This is a genomic window from Entomomonas sp. E2T0, assembly GCF_025985425.1.
In the GTDB taxonomy this organism is placed as follows: domain Bacteria; phylum Pseudomonadota; class Gammaproteobacteria; order Pseudomonadales; family Pseudomonadaceae; genus Entomomonas.
The window spans coordinates 2179242-2194845 of the sequence record NZ_CP094972.1; the positions used below are offsets into that span (position 1 = coordinate 2179242).

16 protein-coding genes are annotated in these 15604 nt (G+C 34.6%); 13 read left to right on the plus strand and 3 right to left on the minus strand.

The features are described from left to right. Positions 1 to 181: 181 nt before the first annotated feature. On the minus strand, positions 182 to 2152 hold the full coding sequence (gene mobH / locus MTZ49_RS10550) for a MobH family relaxase (RefSeq protein WP_264745509.1): 1971 nt from the start codon (positions 2150 to 2152) through the stop codon (positions 182 to 184). Between the two features lie 322 nt (positions 2153 to 2474). Between mobH and MTZ49_RS10555 the strand changes: the two genes are divergently transcribed. Genes MTZ49_RS10555 through MTZ49_RS10565 form a run of 3 tightly spaced genes read left to right on the plus strand, consistent with a single transcriptional unit; the run spans position 2475 to position 6119 of the window. Next, the gene (locus MTZ49_RS10555; RefSeq protein ID WP_264745510.1) at positions 2475 to 2858 is read left to right on the plus strand and encodes a hypothetical protein; all 384 of its coding nucleotides are present in this window, start codon (positions 2475 to 2477) and stop codon (positions 2856 to 2858) included. Between the two features lie 55 nt (positions 2859 to 2913). After that, complete coding sequence (locus tag MTZ49_RS10560; RefSeq protein WP_264745511.1) at positions 2914 to 5052, plus strand: ATP-binding protein; 2139 nt, start codon at positions 2914 to 2916, stop codon at positions 5050 to 5052. After that, positions 5052 to 6119, plus strand: a complete 1068-nt coding sequence (locus tag MTZ49_RS10565) for a DNA cytosine methyltransferase (RefSeq protein WP_264745512.1) — start codon at positions 5052 to 5054, stop codon at positions 6117 to 6119. Before MTZ49_RS10560 ends, MTZ49_RS10565 begins: the two co-directional genes overlap by 1 nt. Positions 6120 to 6239: 120 nt before the next feature. On the opposite strand, the gene MTZ49_RS10570 is transcribed toward MTZ49_RS10565, so the two are convergent. Next, the gene (locus MTZ49_RS10570) at positions 6240 to 6962 is read right to left on the minus strand and encodes a hypothetical protein (protein WP_264745513.1); all 723 of its coding nucleotides are present in this window, start codon (positions 6960 to 6962) and stop codon (positions 6240 to 6242) included. Between the two features lie 346 nt (positions 6963 to 7308). Here MTZ49_RS10570 and MTZ49_RS10575 point away from each other — a divergent pair, with 346 nt between their 5' ends. Genes MTZ49_RS10575 through MTZ49_RS10595 form a run of 5 tightly spaced genes read left to right on the plus strand, consistent with a single transcriptional unit; the run spans position 7309 to position 12023 of the window. Then, the gene (locus MTZ49_RS10575; RefSeq protein WP_264745514.1) at positions 7309 to 7722 is read left to right on the plus strand and encodes a TIGR03757 family integrating conjugative element protein; all 414 of its coding nucleotides are present in this window, start codon (positions 7309 to 7311) and stop codon (positions 7720 to 7722) included. A gap of 3 nt (positions 7723 to 7725) precedes the next feature. Next, positions 7726 to 8667 carry a TIGR03756 family integrating conjugative element protein gene (locus MTZ49_RS10580; RefSeq protein WP_264745515.1) on the plus strand — a complete coding sequence of 314 codons (942 nt, stop codon included), beginning with the start codon at positions 7726 to 7728 and terminating at the stop codon, positions 8665 to 8667. A gap of 31 nt (positions 8668 to 8698) precedes the next feature. Next, complete coding sequence (locus MTZ49_RS10585; RefSeq protein WP_264745516.1) at positions 8699 to 10114, plus strand: integrating conjugative element protein; 1416 nt, start codon at positions 8699 to 8701, stop codon at positions 10112 to 10114. A gap of 3 nt (positions 10115 to 10117) precedes the next feature. Next, a complete protein-coding gene (locus MTZ49_RS10590; RefSeq protein WP_264745517.1) occupies positions 10118 to 10462 on the plus strand; it encodes a hypothetical protein in 345 nt (114 codons plus the stop codon). Next, the gene (locus MTZ49_RS10595) at positions 10452 to 12023 is read left to right on the plus strand and encodes a conjugal transfer protein TraG N-terminal domain-containing protein (RefSeq protein ID WP_264745518.1); all 1572 of its coding nucleotides are present in this window, start codon (positions 10452 to 10454) and stop codon (positions 12021 to 12023) included. Before MTZ49_RS10590 ends, MTZ49_RS10595 begins: the two co-directional genes overlap by 11 nt. 48 nt (positions 12024 to 12071) lie before the next feature. On the opposite strand, the gene MTZ49_RS10600 is transcribed toward MTZ49_RS10595, so the two are convergent. Next, complete coding sequence (locus MTZ49_RS10600; RefSeq protein WP_264745519.1) at positions 12072 to 12416, minus strand: DUF3742 family protein; 345 nt, start codon at positions 12414 to 12416, stop codon at positions 12072 to 12074. Positions 12417 to 12892: 476 nt separating this feature from the next. Here MTZ49_RS10600 and MTZ49_RS10605 point away from each other — a divergent pair, with 476 nt between their 5' ends. The 5 genes from MTZ49_RS10605 to MTZ49_RS10625 all read left to right on the plus strand — a co-directional run bounded on the left by MTZ49_RS10605 (position 12893) and on the right by MTZ49_RS10625 (position 15523). Continuing rightward, positions 12893 to 13195 carry a hypothetical protein gene (locus tag MTZ49_RS10605; protein ID WP_264745520.1) on the plus strand — a complete coding sequence of 101 codons (303 nt, stop codon included), beginning with the start codon at positions 12893 to 12895 and terminating at the stop codon, positions 13193 to 13195. Between the two features lie 96 nt (positions 13196 to 13291). Further along, on the plus strand, positions 13292 to 13588 hold the full coding sequence (locus MTZ49_RS10610) for a hypothetical protein (protein WP_264745521.1): 297 nt from the start codon (positions 13292 to 13294) through the stop codon (positions 13586 to 13588). Positions 13589 to 13685: 97 nt separating this feature from the next. Continuing rightward, the gene (locus MTZ49_RS10615) at positions 13686 to 14054 is read left to right on the plus strand and encodes a hypothetical protein (RefSeq protein ID WP_264745522.1); all 369 of its coding nucleotides are present in this window, start codon (positions 13686 to 13688) and stop codon (positions 14052 to 14054) included. A gap of 178 nt (positions 14055 to 14232) precedes the next feature. Further along, positions 14233 to 14493 carry a hypothetical protein gene (locus MTZ49_RS10620; RefSeq protein ID WP_264745523.1) on the plus strand — a complete coding sequence of 87 codons (261 nt, stop codon included), beginning with the start codon at positions 14233 to 14235 and terminating at the stop codon, positions 14491 to 14493. Between the two features lie 427 nt (positions 14494 to 14920). Continuing rightward, on the plus strand, positions 14921 to 15523 hold the full coding sequence (locus MTZ49_RS10625) for a DUF3275 family protein (protein WP_264745524.1): 603 nt from the start codon (positions 14921 to 14923) through the stop codon (positions 15521 to 15523). Positions 15524 to 15604: the final 81 nt, after the last annotated feature.

Genomic DNA, 15604 nt, shown 5'->3' on the forward strand with positions numbered 1-15604 from the left:
ATATTGACCTCCTTGATTGATTATCAGGTTATCCGATGGTTTTACTATACTATTTTTATACCTGTAATAAAAGATAAAAATTACATGTAAATAAGAATATTTTACTTGAATAATTACTCTATTTTTAGATAAGATAAAACAGACTGCCAATTTATTTAATAAGCTATACCATTGCATTAGATCAGGCCTCTGTTATTAATTCAAGGAATGGATTGTTATTTGGTGTGAACTCGGTAAACACTAAAGAAGTCTTAAGTAGATACCCTTTAATGATTTGTCCTTTTTTTCTAGGTCCTATCACACTGCATTGCCAGATATTAAGATCATCTTCTCGTTTAATATGTATTTTTAGTCGTTCAAAACTGCTTTGAATGACTTTCCAAGGCTCTTTTTTATTGTTATCAATCACCTTTGCTAATTCAGGATATTCAAAAGAAAAGCGTTGAAAAATACTAGGAGAGACAATAAATAATTTATCTTGGATGATATGCACCTTAGCATCGGCATCATTGATTTTTAGTTTATGTGTACTAATACGTTGTTTTAACCACTGAATAAACATTTCCCCTAATGAAGTCTTAGTCAAAGGTTCATCTAAGTTAAAGACTAGATTGGAAGAGTCGAGAGCAGCTGTAGAATTATCATTAAGATATAAATCTACACAAGCATCAACCACTTCAGTGGCATTATTACCATCAAAATTACTATCAAATAAACTAACTTCAATTGACGGTTCTTCTATGGATTGATTATCAATACTTACCGTTAAAGTATTTTCAGCAACTACTTCATTAGTATCCATATCAAACAACGATAAAATATCATCAGTATCATCATCTGCATTAGTCTTAGACAAATTTAATGGGGTGGGGGACGGGCTAGCTACATTAACTGTATTAGTTATATTAGCTAATTCATCAAAATTAAAATTATCTGCAACTTTCTTATTAGTTACTGTTTTATTAACAGCTTTTGTAGTTGTTGGATTAGTTTCCTCTTTTTGGATAACTTCAATTTGACCTTTAAATAACTCTGGTTTCTCATCGGAAGCCCAAATGAGAGAAGGATTCACCTTAATTAAACTAAACTCTTGTTGCCATTTACCCGTTTCATCACTCACTGCAACTGTCCAAATAGCTCTATCATCCACTGGGTTAGCTTGAATAATTTGATAGGATTGTAACTCATCAAATAAAATACTATTTTTAGAAGGAATACCATCAAACCCTTGAGACAGTAAATAAGCTCTTAAACTATCTGCTGTGGTCTTACTCATTAACCATAAACCATCCTGAGTAAGCCAACCATTACCAGGTGTTTTATTAATATTAAACTGAGTCTTAATTAACTGCTTAAGGCCTGTAATCAACTTCTTCTGGAGAGAGTTAACAGGAGCAGCAATAGCTTTTTCAGGATTAGCCCCAATATTTTTAGCAGTAGAAACTCTATCGGCTTTATCTACGATCTCACCTAAAAGCCCTGCATTCTCATAATTACCTGCCACTAAATTAAGAAAATTACTCCAAAGCTCTTGATAACTGCATAACCAATTGAGCATATCAGTATCAATAATATGATGGCATAACAAACCCACTGCCATATCATGCAAGTGATAATCTCTATTTTGTAAGTACCTAAAACGATAGGGTTGTTTAATAGCTCCCAACCAAGGATGCCACTGTGAACCATCTTGTAATTGCACTTCAATATCTACTGCAATTTTACCTATATCATGCAATAAACCACCATAAGCAATAGCAGCTGTCCAAGCATCACCTTGTACTGCCTGATCTTCTGGTGCTGCACCAGGGGGTAATAAATAACTTTGTCTTAGCTTTAACGCATGACCCACTAATTCTAAGCCATGATCAAGAAGTCCACCTAAATACGCATGATGATGTGTTTCAGAAGCAGGGAACTGTTGCACCAGTGCAGCATATTTCTCAATAGGATTAACATAAATCTTCTGGAAATTATCACGAGATAAAGACGTATGCTGCCAAATATGATTAATCAATGCTTGACGTAATTCAGTAGCTAGTAATTGATCAGCAGACTGAGGTAATAAATAGCCTTCAGATAGAGTATGTGGTTCAGCTGTAAATGATTTACCAACATTGATTCCAATTTTTCCCAGTAGTTTCTTAAGCATGTATTCTCCGACGAGCGTAGCGAGGCGGAGCCAAAAGCCTTTTACCTCGTAAAAAGCCTTTTAAGGGTAAGCCCCTTTCCCTTATAAACCCTTCCCTTAAATAGCCCTTTCCCTTCAAATCTTTTGAATGCCTTTTTACGCCTTTTAATTTCTTAAAAACACAGTTAAATAAATATTGGAGATTTTTATTTAGATACATATCTTGTTGATTTAAGCGTAACTTGATTTTGTTAAGTTAGTAGAGATTTACTTATAGAAGTAGAAAAAGATTTTATATTGTCTTATAATATTAAGACTTAAATTTTAAACTAATGAATATAATATGAATCAATTTTTGTATAGTACATATGAAATTAGTCAGCTTGTATCTATGGCAATAGATAAGAAAGGATGGTCTTTAAGAAGCTGTTGTAGTTATTTTAATGCTAGATATTATAAAGAAATTGAATCTGGAGATGTGGTAAAGTTAGACAAAGATTTTGTCCAAAGAATTACAAGTAATCAATTTAAAGTTATTTCTTTGCGTGTCGTAAAATTATGCGAATTTCTTAATGTTGATCTTGAGATCAAACAATCTAAAGGATCCCTATTTATGAAAGAGTTTTCACAATTTGATGAGATAGTTGAGTCTAATCCAGAATTAGAAATTAAGCTTAAAAAACTACTAAGGAATGTTGTTGATGTCATTTTATGGGGGAGTAAATAAGAAATATTATTTGATTAGCGACAAATCTTATTTTAATAACTGTTAAGGAATACATATGAATAGCAAGCAAAAAACAAAATTAGAATTAAAGTATAGCCATAATATAATTGAACACTTAGGTTTGAAGCTATATCAAAATAAGCCTACTAATGTGCTTGCTGAGTTAATATCAAACTCATGGGATGCTGATGCAGAAAAAGTTTGGATTGATCTAAATGATAATTATTTAGCAGTATATGATAATGGCTTGGGTATGACCCATGAAGAACTCGCTAATAATTACTTAGTTATCGGAAAAAAGAAACGATCTGAAAATAATATTGATGAAGAAACATCTAAAGGTCGAAAGATGATGGGGCGAAAGGGAATAGGGAAATTAGCTCCCTTTGGTATTGCCTCTAAAGTTTCTTTAATAACTGTAAGCGCTCTAGATAAAAAATGTTGCTGGTTAGAAATAAATTTATCTGAATTATTACAAAACCCACAACAAAATACTGATAGTCATTCTATTTATGAACCTAAAATAATAGCCGAAAGTATTCCTATAAGTGAGATGTTATCTATTCTACATCAACATGATACACATGGTTATGTTAAAAAATTTATAGATGATATAGAGAATAGTCATGGAACATTAATTATTATGGATAATCTATCTATTAAACGTAGTATACCACCTAGTACGTTAATGGAATCAATAGGGCAACGTTTCACAGTGACATTGCTAAGAGACGACTTTACAGTATATATTAATGACAAAAAAGTTACTGAAAATGAAGCATTACCACATTTTGTAGTAAGATATCCAGAACAAGGGTCTACAGAAGAAATTATTAATATAAATAACAAAGATAGAGTTGTTAGATACTGGGTAGGTTTTATAGATAAAGCAGATTGGCCCCAAGATCAAGCTGGTGTTGGAGTTTATGCTCATGGAAAAATAGCTCAAGACAGACCCTTTGTATTTGGTTTAAAAGGAAGGGAAATTACTACCAGATATATGTATGGTGTTATTGAGGCTGATTGGTTAGATGAATTAGAAAATGAAGATATTATTTCTACTGATCGAACCAGTATTAATTGGAATAATAATGATGCAGCTCTGATGTATGAATGGGGAGCAGGTTTAGTTGCTAAATGGATAAAAGATTATAGAAAATATCAAGAAAAAAACAATAAAGGTAAAATTGATCTAAAAATTAGAGAGCTGCCAAGTGAGTTAAGAGTTACTGAAACTGAAAGAGAGGCCATAACAAAGATGGTTTGTAATATGAGTCCTAAAATTTATAGGGATGAACAATTACAAAATGAAGTAATACATAATCTGACTTCTGCTTGGACGCACCGACCCACTAGAAATATTATTCAATCACTTTGGGATAAAATTAAAAACTCAGAAGGTAATGAAACTGAGTTTTTAGATATACTTAAAAAAATACATAAACATCTTGTACCAGAATCATTGTCTTTATCAGTAACTGTAGCACAAAAAATATATGCACTCACACGACTATATGAATTAAGTAAAAATGGAACTGAGCCCCAATTACAGGCTCTACTTGAAAGTTTTCCATGGATTTTAGGTTCAGATAAAGGAAAAATGTATGCAAATATATCACTAAAAAATTTGGCCAAACAAGCTAGCTTAGATCGTACATTACCATCACATGGAGGTACAGAAGGGGAATTGGCTATACAGCCAGACTCTGATACTAGACCAGATTTCTCTTTTTTTTCAAATGATAATGAGACTATATTGGATGTTGTAGAGCTAAAAAGTCCTCTGATTCCATTACAATATAAGCACTTATCTCAATTACAAACATATTTTAATTGGTTAAGAGAAATATATCCCGATGCAAAAGTAACGGGCTATCTAATTGGAGAAAATCCAGGGAATGCGGTTAGGACGAATGATCCTGATTATAAAATCATAACTTGGGATTTATTATGTAAAGAATCAAGAAAAGACTATCTTGAATTATTGGCCTCTATGCTTCATGGCGTATCAGAGTATTATGAAGATGCACGTATACAAGATGTAATTGCGTATGGTGGAGATTCTGCAAAAGAACTATTAATGCGTATGGCAAATGCCGATTCAGTATTAAAAGATATCTTTGATAGAACAGAAAGAAAAATAAATGAAAAAACTAAGAAAAAAGTTGTGAAGAAAGATTTGGAGGATAGGTAATGATACTTACATCTATAGACCTGTTTTCTGGAGGAGGAGGCTTGTCTGAAGGGCTTCGTCAAGCAGGGTTTAATGTTTTAGCTGCTATTGAAAACAATTCAATTGCTGCTGAAACTTTTCGTATTAACCATAAAAAAAGCCTTGTTATTGAAAAAGATATCCGATTTGTTTCTTCTACAGAAATTCTAAAACAGGCTAATATTAAAAAGGGAGAGTTAGATCTTTTAGCAGGTTGTCCTCCATGTCAAAGCTTCTCTAAATTAACAGCTAAGTATAATAATGATGATCAAAGAAATGCTTTGATTATGCAGGTTTTCAGACTTACAAAAGATCTTAAACCAAAAGCAATAATGATTGAGAATGTACCAGGTATTTTGACAAGAGGGGCATCATATTTAAATGAGTTCATTGATAATATAAAAAAATTAGGGTACATCGTAAATTTTGATATATTGCAAGTTGCTGATTATGGTGTACCACAAGATAGACGACGCTTTGTATTACTTGCAGGTTTTGGATTTGAAATTAAGATTCCTAAACCTACACATTCTCGTACAGGTAAAAACCTACCAAAGTGGAAGACTGTTAGAGAAGCATTATCTGGATTGAAAAAGCCCTTAAAGTTAGAGCAATCCTATTCAAAAGGTGGACCTCAAAAATATAACTGGCATATTATAAGAAACATTTCGGATATAAATATAACACGACTTAAATACCTTAAAGCTGGTGGTACAAGATTTACTATTCCTGATCATTTAAGACCTAAATGCCATCAAGGTGATAACAAAGGATTTAGTAATATATATACAAGAATGGAGTGGGATAATATATCTCCTACAATTACTGGAGGGTGTACAGCTCTGAGTAAAGGTAGATTTGGTCACCCATCTCAGATGAGAACTATTTCTGTAAGAGAGGCTGCTAGGTTGCAAACATTTCCAGATACATATCAGTTCGCTACGGATTATATTGATCAAGCGTGCCAAATAATTGGTAATGCACTACCTTGTGAATTTGCTCGTATAATGAGTCATTCTTGTTATTTAGCGATAAAACAATTCACATAATTTAAGTTTACTGATTTTTAGGTGTGGATTAATATAAGGGAATCTATTAACTGATTAAAAAATAGTTGGGCTTATTGCCCAACGTAAAAATATTAAGATATTATCTATAGAATATCATATTTATAATATACCAATCCTTTGCTTAATTTTTTTTAAAAGTATTTCCTCTTTAGGGGATAAGGTATACCAGTCTTGTGTAAATTTCTCCCATAAAATTATGTCAGAGTTTACGCTGGCACAAATCCAAGCATTCGGACTAGTGGAGGTTTTTCGAATGACTTTAAATCCCATATGAATTGCGGCACAAATAAAAGATCCATTAGAAACATAAGCATCATCATGTGATAGACCACGTTGGTAATGATATTGTTCAACACTCCATTTTAAACCATAACTACCTAGTCTATAACGTATAGTTTTTAATTTATTAAGGTGTTGTAAATATAAGCAGCATTTTTGGCACTCTTCAAGAGCATTTTTTAAATTTTCTCTTTTTTCTTTAAAGCGTTGACGATAGTTTTCTCGTGAACTATATTCATATCTTTGATAGAAAGAATCACTAAAAAAATCTTCGTATTCAAAACCATGATGAGTTAATAATGGTTCTTGCTCCATGATACGTTCGATATCAGTAGTTGTAATCAGATAGTTTTGATTGATAGGAATTGTATAATTTGATTTTAATTGATAAGTTGCTAGTGCCCAAGGCATTCCTATTTCTTTAAATGAAATAAAGTCCAAGGCTTTAGATAGGTTTTTAAATTGACCTGATTTTACAAGCTCTTTGGCTCTTTTTTTTGCTCTTTGGCTCGATAGACCAGAGGGAAAGATTATATCTGACATAATAAACTAACTCTTATGTTTAGCCATGTTGGATGTGCAGCCCATTTCACCCTTATATGGCAATTAATAAGGATTAGTTGATATTGAAAAATACACATTATCTCGAAGGGATATTCGCCTACTCTAAATTGAGTGATGGGCTGACAAGCATAGTGTTGATGCTTCATATGTTCCTAGTTTAGTAAGAATCAGTTCAAAAATCAATGCCATTATTTATCTAATAAAAAATTGCAGAAGAATACCTAAAGCATCTAAATAAAAATAGGCAATTTTCATTTAGCTACTGTTATTTTTTTGCCAATCTCTAAGCTTATCTTTTTGATATTACTATCTTGAGGTAAGCCTTATGGTTGACACTATTTCACCACTTAAACCCATCCATTTAATTGTATTGGCACTGCTCAGTGTGTTTATGAATATATTGAGCTATGCAGATACAGTAATTTTTACTGATCAATCTCATCCTGTTTCTAATACTGGTAAACACGCCATTATTTATTTAGATACTCCCTCTCACATAGAAGCAAAGCTTTCTGAAGGTTTATCTAATGACCCTGTAGAAGCAAAGCAGCAAGCTCTACAACGTATCCAAGATCCCAATATGCAACATCAGCTAATGAATGCTTACATTGGATTAAGTAAGGCATGGCAACTAGGTGTTACTAAACTGCCAGCTGTAGTGGTAGATGAACAGTATGTTGTATATGGCATAAATGATGTTAATCAAGCTATACAACTAGTAAAACAATATAAGGAGTAGGTCATGAAACGATTAATACTCTTTTTATTAATAGGCTTATCTTTATCCTCATTGGCTCAAATACCAGGTATCTCTAGCGGTGGTGGATTAGATACTGCCACAGTGATGAAATCAGCAGCTTCAACATCCTGTATGGATTATCAAACAGTAGGTGTTTGTTATTGGCTTGATTGTGATAAGAAATGCAAAGTACGTACTTCTGTAAAAGTAAAACATTTTGTTCCAGAAGCAGTTGTATCTACCTATGCTGATACAGGTAAAAATCCTTGGACAGACGTAGCAGGGATGAGTCCGACCAGTATAGGTGCTGAAGGTGGAGGGGATGTTACTACTGCATCAAGTGGTAAAAATACACAAACACGTTTTAAAAACGCAGATGTAATCGGTCATCCTGGTGGATCGTTATTGGGGACTGTTGGACTAGGTTATACCTGTGAAAGTACTACCACTGCTTACTATCCTTACTTCTTAAGTACTTTAGATATTATAGGTTGGCGATTTGGTATTCCAGAGATGGTTTATCCTGAATCACTTGCTCCTGGTCTACGTGAAGTAGGCAGTATGGCCAGTGGCAATATGTGGGGCAATATCTTTCCACGTGAGGGGTTAATTACCCAAACAGATGACTTTAAAGCAGCAGCTGTAACAGCTCAAAAAGCAGCAGATATAACCACGCGTACTGGTCAAGCACACGTCTATACCCCAATCAAAGCTTCCTCTGCTAAAGATGGTTATTGGCCACCTAATGACCCAGTAATGGAAAACGACGCCAGTAATCATCGTTGGCAACAACTCTATCCAGAACAAAAAGATAGTTGCTCTGCTTTTCCAGATCGTGAAATGACTACACGTAGTGCAGGGGATAGTTATGTATTTGCTCTATGGCGACCTTATCGTTGTTGCAAACAAGTAGGGCAAGAGTTTTTAGGTTCAACAGGTTTTTAATTAAATAATGTATTGTTAAGGAAACAAGATCATGCAAAAACAAAAGATACTCACAGTCGTAATGGCTACTTTAATTTCTACTGGTGCTTTAGCTGATAATTACGCAGTTTCAGCTTCAGGTGATGTGATAGATGACTATGTGATGTATAGCATTGGCGGGGGGAATGCTACAGGTGTACCACTGACTTATACCAAGCCTAATAGTATTGGGTTAGGCCTTGAATGGAACGGTAATCTAATTTGTGGAAACATGGATATGATGGCCACAGTTCAAAATCAATTAAATGGCGTTACTAATGGCTTTCAGCAATTAATGGGAGAGGTGGTCGATGCGGCTACAGGTGCAGTATCGAGTTTACCTGCCATGTTAATTCAACGCGCTAATCCTGGTCTTTATGAATTACTTTCTAATGGTGTATTACAAGGACGTTTAGATTTTGATAAATCTAAACTGGGTTGTCAGGCCATGTCTGCTGCGTTAGCTGATGTTGTAACTAGTGTTGCTTTTGGTGGAGCAGCTGATGGTTTTGCTATGCAAGATATGTTAGGTGCTTCAGGTGGAGGAATCAGTGAAGTCATCGGATCTGGATCAGGTATAGATGCTGTCTCAGCAATGGAAGGTATTGAAAAAAATCTAGGTGATAATGGTCTTGCATGGTTAGGTGGACTATCCGCAGGTGGTAAGAATCAAGAGCCTATTCGAGTGACAGCTGACACAGTAAGAGCAGGTTACAACGCAATTAACAGCAGAGATGAAGATGATAAATCATCTATTAGTAGTGGCGATTGTAAAGGAGGTGCTGCCTGTACATTATGGCAATCACCCGAAGATGCTGAAAAGTTTGCTCAACAAGTACTGGGTGAATCAGAGCGACAAACTTGTCGTAGTGAAGGCTGTAAAACAAGTGATTCAACAGGTGGTACAGGTTTAACGCCACTGGTACAAGAAGAATATGAAAAGCGTCTTGAACTTATGCAAGAGCTTCTATCAGGTACTAAACCACTGACAGCAGAAAACTTAAAACTCGTTTCCAGTAGTATGCTCCCTGTAACAAGAGGGGTGATTGAAGCCTTAAGAGACGACCCCGATCAAAATATCTTAGCGCAACGTATTGCCTCTGAAACAGCGTTAGCTTCAGTCCTTGAAAAAGCTTTTATGCTGCTACGTATTCTACAAGCAGGTTCTAAAAATCCACGTATTGAAGAAATGAAACCAATCGCTGATGCAGTATCAGGCAATATCTTACATCTAAAAGATGAAATGGAACTGATTAAAATGGAATTGGATTTAAGACAAACATTGGCTAATAACACAGCAAGAACAGTGCTTGAACGACATGCTCTCAATGCGGTTAGCTCCAAAAATATTGAAGCCGATGATCCTAATAAAGACCGTTTTAATCAGCTAAATACTACCAAAAAAGGCTCTGGTATATCAGAGGAGTAAACCATGAATAACGTATGGAAAATATCTAAAAAGCTCCTAACGAGTTTAACAGGACTTTGTATATTAATGTTGTTTACAGCAGTCATAGTGGCTTCACTGGGTACATTGTTATCTGGTGGGCTACTGCAATGGCAAACAGCATTGAAAACAGCAACACCTTACCTCTATTTATGGCGACTGTTTATCTATGTCATTCTTGCAAGTATTTGGTACTCAACATTTAAAACCTATCGAAATAAAGCAAATCAAGCAGGTATAGAGAAAACAAAACGCCTCGGTATTATTGCATTCGTAGTGATTATTACTGTAGAAGGCTCCAAACTATGGGGGATAATCAATGACTACTAATAGTTTTTTAGAATACTACCTCACCTTACTGGCTTGGATAATCAATAATAGTATCTGGAATACACTCTTTGCTTCAGGTATTTTTGCCTTACCACTGGCAGCTATCTTGATAGAAGAATGGATAACTGCACGAGGGGAAGGAGCTGATGAGGGTAACAAAGGTGTATTAGCTCTTGCTCGTATTGAAAACAGACTCTTTATTGCTTATGTCGTGATCATCTTTTGTTGTATGCCTACCATAAATATTTCATTAGAACATATGAAATTTGATTCCAGTCGAAGTACTGCCTGTGGTGTGAGTGTACCTGAACCGAGTGAAACAGGTTATGCTACAAGCTTTGAAATGATAGGTGATCAATCAGCCAGTGTACCTATTTGGTGGTTCTTAGTACACTCCATCAGCAAAGGGATAAGCGCAGCAGCTACCGCTTCAATTCCTTGTAGTCCAGATATACGACAAATCTCAATGGAAGTGGATACTACTCGTATTGAAGATCCCATGTTATTGCAAGAAGTTTATGACTTTACTAATGACTGCTATGGCATAACACGAGCTAGACTGTTCCATAACAAACCTACTTTAACAGATGAACAAGCCTATGATGTGAAATGGATAGGTTCTGACTACTTACTCAATACATCAGGCTACTATGACTCCAGTTACTCAAAGGTTCCTCGTAAAAGTTGGCCTTGGAATGAGACACGAGACTCAGGTAGGGCAAGGGTAGCCAATGGAGCAGGGTATCCCACCTGCAAACAATGGTGGGCTGATTCAGGCATTGGACTTAGAGCTAGATTAGTTAGTGCAGTAGATCCTACCTTATGGACAAGGCTAAAAGGATGGATTACTTGGTCCAGTTCCAAAGATATAGAAAATGCTACCTTAAGACAACTGGTGAGTCCTGAACACCAAAAGAAAGCCATGTCCACAGGTGAAATATTTAAAGGCTATGGAGCAAGTGGTAGACCAGGGTATATGAATGGTATTGGTCATGGTATTAATAATTCAGTGAGTAACGTTGGTTTATTGGTAGATAAGGCACAATACTATCCTAGAATGAATGCCATACGTACTGCATTACCCATGATACAGTCATTTTTAATTATGGCCATGATAATTGCTTTACCTATATTAATGGTCATCAGTACCTATAATTTAAAAACTGTATTTACTATAACCTTTGGCATGTTCACTTTACATTTTTTAACATTCTGGTGGGAGTTGGCACGATGGGCGGATTCATCGCTACTAACCGCACTGTATAAAAATGAGAGTTGGGGATCTATGGCAAAATCTTATATACCCGTAGCCAATTTAGCAATGGATGGTACTGTACAATCACAGGTAATGGATTTTGTTAATGGTTCATTATTTATTGTGTTACCTATGTTCTTCTTATCAGCAATGGCGTGGGCAGGATATCATGTGGGTAGTGCAGTAGGAGGGTTAATGGAAAAAGGATCTGGTGCAGCAGGAGATGCAGCAGCTTCAGGAGCAAATGTTACAAAGCAAATAGCAACAGCAGCAGTAAAAACAGTTGCCACAGGTAAACCTAAATAATTAAAAATTTAAATCATAAAAAAAGGCTGAATTCAATTCAGCCTTTTTTTAGTTGTCATACATTGTAGGGTATTTTGTCATATGCTCAATAGTGCCATAAGTTTCTTCTCGTGCTTTTCTCTCTTTTTCTTGACGTTCTTTTGAGAAATCTGCAACAAAAAAAGCAACTATAGCTAATACAATAACTAAAAGCCATGCAAATAAAAAGAGTAAAACAGCAACCAGTGCTAATTTAACAATAAAGCCTAAGATACGAACTAAAGGATAGCCGAATGAAAACTTACGTTGTAGAGCATTGGCTAATTTGATTTCTTGGATAGTTAATAATTGATAGCCACGACCTAGCATTCTACGTGTTCTTTGTAGTAATGTTCCTTTTGCTTGTGTAATCATGACGATAATTCCTATTATTAAAAATCCTTATTGTCTTTTTAACATAAAATAGCTACTGAATAAAGTGGTTCCAACAAGAAAAATGTAAAAGAAAGTAATTTATTGGATAGTTTTTTAGAGTAATAATTTTGTGTACAGTGTACACAGAATTATTAACTCACTCTTTTTTGAATTGAGCTTGACAAATATATTAATTCTTTTAAAAATATAGCTACATATTGTCATTGCTAATGACATATGCCCAGTGAGCTAAAGACCTTTAAAGTTCAGTACAACGTTGTTGTATGGTCAATATAAGCTGACTAAAGCTCTCGGAAGCGTCAGCGGTTGCTGTTTTATACAGTGATGAGGGTTTTCTAAAGACAAATATATTTTGTAAACAGTGTTTACAAAAATTATCTACTCACCCAAACGGGGAAATATTTCCCTGTTTCCATGCGGTGAGGTGTTTCTCCGTTTTTTATATGGAGAAACTTATGGATAACGTATCATCTTATAGCTTGTGTTTTGAAGGATGTATAGAGCAAGCTAATCAAACTGAACCTAGAAAAATTGCTATCACCATAGTGAATGTTGATAAGCATGATATTGGTAAAACAAGTATATATATAAGTTTTACTGATGCAATTTCCTGTCAAATGGCAAGAGATATTCTAGGTGATAAGGATTGGGAACTGATTTCAGATATAGAGCTTCATGGAGCTTTAGTAGATGGAGTCGGGTATAAAATCCAAAACCATTATTTTAAAAACCTATTTGCTCATCTATCTCTTGGATGATAAATATAGTTTTGTAATTGCTTAACCCCATAAGGGAAATACTTTTTCCTTTATGGGATTGGTGTTTCCTTAATATTTTATTTAAGAGGAAAGATCATGAAAGTAATTAAATCGGTTTATCTTTTTATTAAACATTTATTGCTAAGTGTTTTTAAGACTAAAAAACAATCATTTAGTGATGAAGAACGAAAAAGACTAGATGCTACATTCAGAAGGATTTGTGCTATTGAGTGTGAAATGTTTGCAGACGAGCCCAAATCTGAAGTAAAAGGTAAAAAGTTTCTGGAGTGTTCAGAGGGTATTTTTATATTACCTGATAATTTTACAACAGATGATTTTTTATCAATACGAGGACTGGTAAGAGTTAAGCCAGAGCCAAAGCTAAAAATATAAAATTGCTAATTTGCAATTGCTTGCCCATAAGGGAAATACTTTTTCCTTATGGGATGGGTATTTCCCTTTTTTTATTTATGTGAAAAGGAGAAACACCATGCGAATTACAAGTGCAGATATTGAAGCCATCATACTCTTATTAAAACGCCTATTAACAGGTCTTTGGATAGGTAGCAAATATATAGCTGTAGGTAATGTAGGATCTGCCAATATATCAGCTGAAACTAAGGTAGTAGATGTTAAAAAATCTTCAGCACAGAAAAGAAGATTAAGACAACTACCCCCTTTAGTAATTGAAGATGATGTATATGAAATCCCTGCTATAAAGCGACTTCGTAAAGTTGATTTAGATGTTTGGGAGGCAGAGAATGTAAAGCCTAGAGCTTTAGATTTAATAATTAAAGAACATTTTAAACAACTTACTGAGAAAGGAATGAAGCCCAGTAGTGTTTATTTTGATGTTTGAATTGAAATTATACTTATTTAATTATTATACATTACCCCACCAGGAATATGCCCTGATGGGGTATATTCCTGCAATAAATAGGAATACAAAAATGAGCGATACTCTCTATTTAAAACATATATTACATGATCAAATTGAGCCTAAACAATTTTGGTTAGAGCAATTAGCATTATAGGATATGGATGAAGCAGGTAATACACCAGAGGAGCAATTCAATCTTATTTTAGAACCAGTATCAACGTATGAATATGTTATGCAACAGATTAAAAATGGTGCTGAAATTAGAGTATCTAACAAAGAATATGGAAAAGGTATCATTACTCAAGTGTATACTGAATGTCCTGATAGTATTCTAGTTGATATTTTATTTGAGGATGAGAGAGAGCTATGTGATGTATCTCTTGGCGAGGTATTAGGTCAATATTGGAAGATATTGTAATAGCACTCATACCAATTAAACTAAATAAGTTAATTACTGACCTAAAAGTTGTAATTACTGGACGTTAACTAAGTAATATTAATACCTACAGAGCCGATCATTTGATCGGTTTTTTAGTTTATGCTTGACAAATTTCATAATAACTTTAAGAATAATAGGTACATATCGTCATCGTTGATGACATATGCCCAGTGAACCTAGACCTTTGAGGTTCAGATACAACGTTGTTGTATGGTCAATGTAAGCTGACTAAAGCTCTCGGAAGCGTCAGCGGTTGCTGTTTTTACAGTGATGGGGGTTTTCTACATACAAATATATTTTGTAAACAGTGTTTACAAAAATTATTCCATCAAATTGGGGAAATACTTTCCTCAATACTGGGACTCGTGTTTCTCCAATATCTATTTTTTATTTATTGGAGTTAATAATGATTACTATCCCAGGTACACTTACCATTGTTACATTGGATGGACGTTTTGGTCCATTTAATACAGCAAAACTTACTACCTCAATAGGCGAATTTGTTGTCAAAGACAAAGAACTTGACCAGTATAAATCGGGCAAGTATCAAGGCCAATTTGTGATAGATAAGATTAAACCTTCACATTATAGTTATGGTAATCGTTTTGTAGTTGAGTGTCGTGCTTATTTAAATAGCTTTGAACTTAACGAAAATGATGACTTAACACCTGAAGATGAGGCAGCTTTTTCTACGAATGCACAAGATCCGTTAGAAGAAGAAAAATCATTTACTTCAGATACTTCAAAAAAACATTCTAAAGCAGCTTCTCAACCTGCTAAGAATAAAGCAGATTCAAAACAAACTAATGTGTCTACAGTAGAAGCTACAACAGATAATTCATCTGATGATGAAAAGCTGTTTGGTTTACTATGGCCACTTGGTACTAGTGTAAAACTAGATTCAACTTGTAATCGAGAAACAATCCGTATGCAGAAAGCTCGGTTAAATGCACTTGGTTATGAATTTGACTATCGTACACAATTTTGGGATTTAGTAATTAACCACTAAACCAAAGCACTTCATAATTATTAATCCCGTCAGGGTATCCCTGACACGAGCACGGGATTATCCTGACCACACTATGAGGAA

Bases quoted from the DNA above. Each gene is read 5' to 3' on its own strand.
- mobH (WP_264745509.1), bottom strand. From the start codon at position 2,152: ATGCTTAAGAAACTACTGGGAAAAATTGGAATCAATGTTGGTAAATCA.
- MTZ49_RS10555 (WP_264745510.1), top strand. From the start codon at position 2,475: ATGAATCAATTTTTGTATAGTACATATGAAATTAGTCAGCTTGTATCT.
- MTZ49_RS10560 (WP_264745511.1), top strand. From the start codon at position 2,914: ATGAATAGCAAGCAAAAAACAAAATTAGAATTAAAGTATAGCCATAAT.
- MTZ49_RS10565 (WP_264745512.1), top strand. From the start codon at position 5,052: ATGATACTTACATCTATAGACCTGTTTTCTGGAGGAGGAGGCTTGTCT.
- MTZ49_RS10570 (WP_264745513.1), bottom strand. From the start codon at position 6,962: ATGTCAGATATAATCTTTCCCTCTGGTCTATCGAGCCAAAGAGCAAAA.
- MTZ49_RS10575 (WP_264745514.1), top strand. From the start codon at position 7,309: ATGGTTGACACTATTTCACCACTTAAACCCATCCATTTAATTGTATTG.
- MTZ49_RS10580 (WP_264745515.1), top strand. From the start codon at position 7,726: ATGAAACGATTAATACTCTTTTTATTAATAGGCTTATCTTTATCCTCA.
- MTZ49_RS10585 (WP_264745516.1), top strand. From the start codon at position 8,699: ATGCAAAAACAAAAGATACTCACAGTCGTAATGGCTACTTTAATTTCT.
- MTZ49_RS10590 (WP_264745517.1), top strand. From the start codon at position 10,118: ATGAATAACGTATGGAAAATATCTAAAAAGCTCCTAACGAGTTTAACA.
- MTZ49_RS10595 (WP_264745518.1), top strand. From the start codon at position 10,452: ATGACTACTAATAGTTTTTTAGAATACTACCTCACCTTACTGGCTTGG.
- MTZ49_RS10600 (WP_264745519.1), bottom strand. From the start codon at position 12,416: ATGATTACACAAGCAAAAGGAACATTACTACAAAGAACACGTAGAATG.
- MTZ49_RS10605 (WP_264745520.1), top strand. From the start codon at position 12,893: ATGGATAACGTATCATCTTATAGCTTGTGTTTTGAAGGATGTATAGAG.
- MTZ49_RS10610 (WP_264745521.1), top strand. From the start codon at position 13,292: ATGAAAGTAATTAAATCGGTTTATCTTTTTATTAAACATTTATTGCTA.
- MTZ49_RS10615 (WP_264745522.1), top strand. From the start codon at position 13,686: ATGCGAATTACAAGTGCAGATATTGAAGCCATCATACTCTTATTAAAA.
- MTZ49_RS10620 (WP_264745523.1), top strand. From the start codon at position 14,233: ATGGATGAAGCAGGTAATACACCAGAGGAGCAATTCAATCTTATTTTA.
- MTZ49_RS10625 (WP_264745524.1), top strand. From the start codon at position 14,921: ATGATTACTATCCCAGGTACACTTACCATTGTTACATTGGATGGACGT.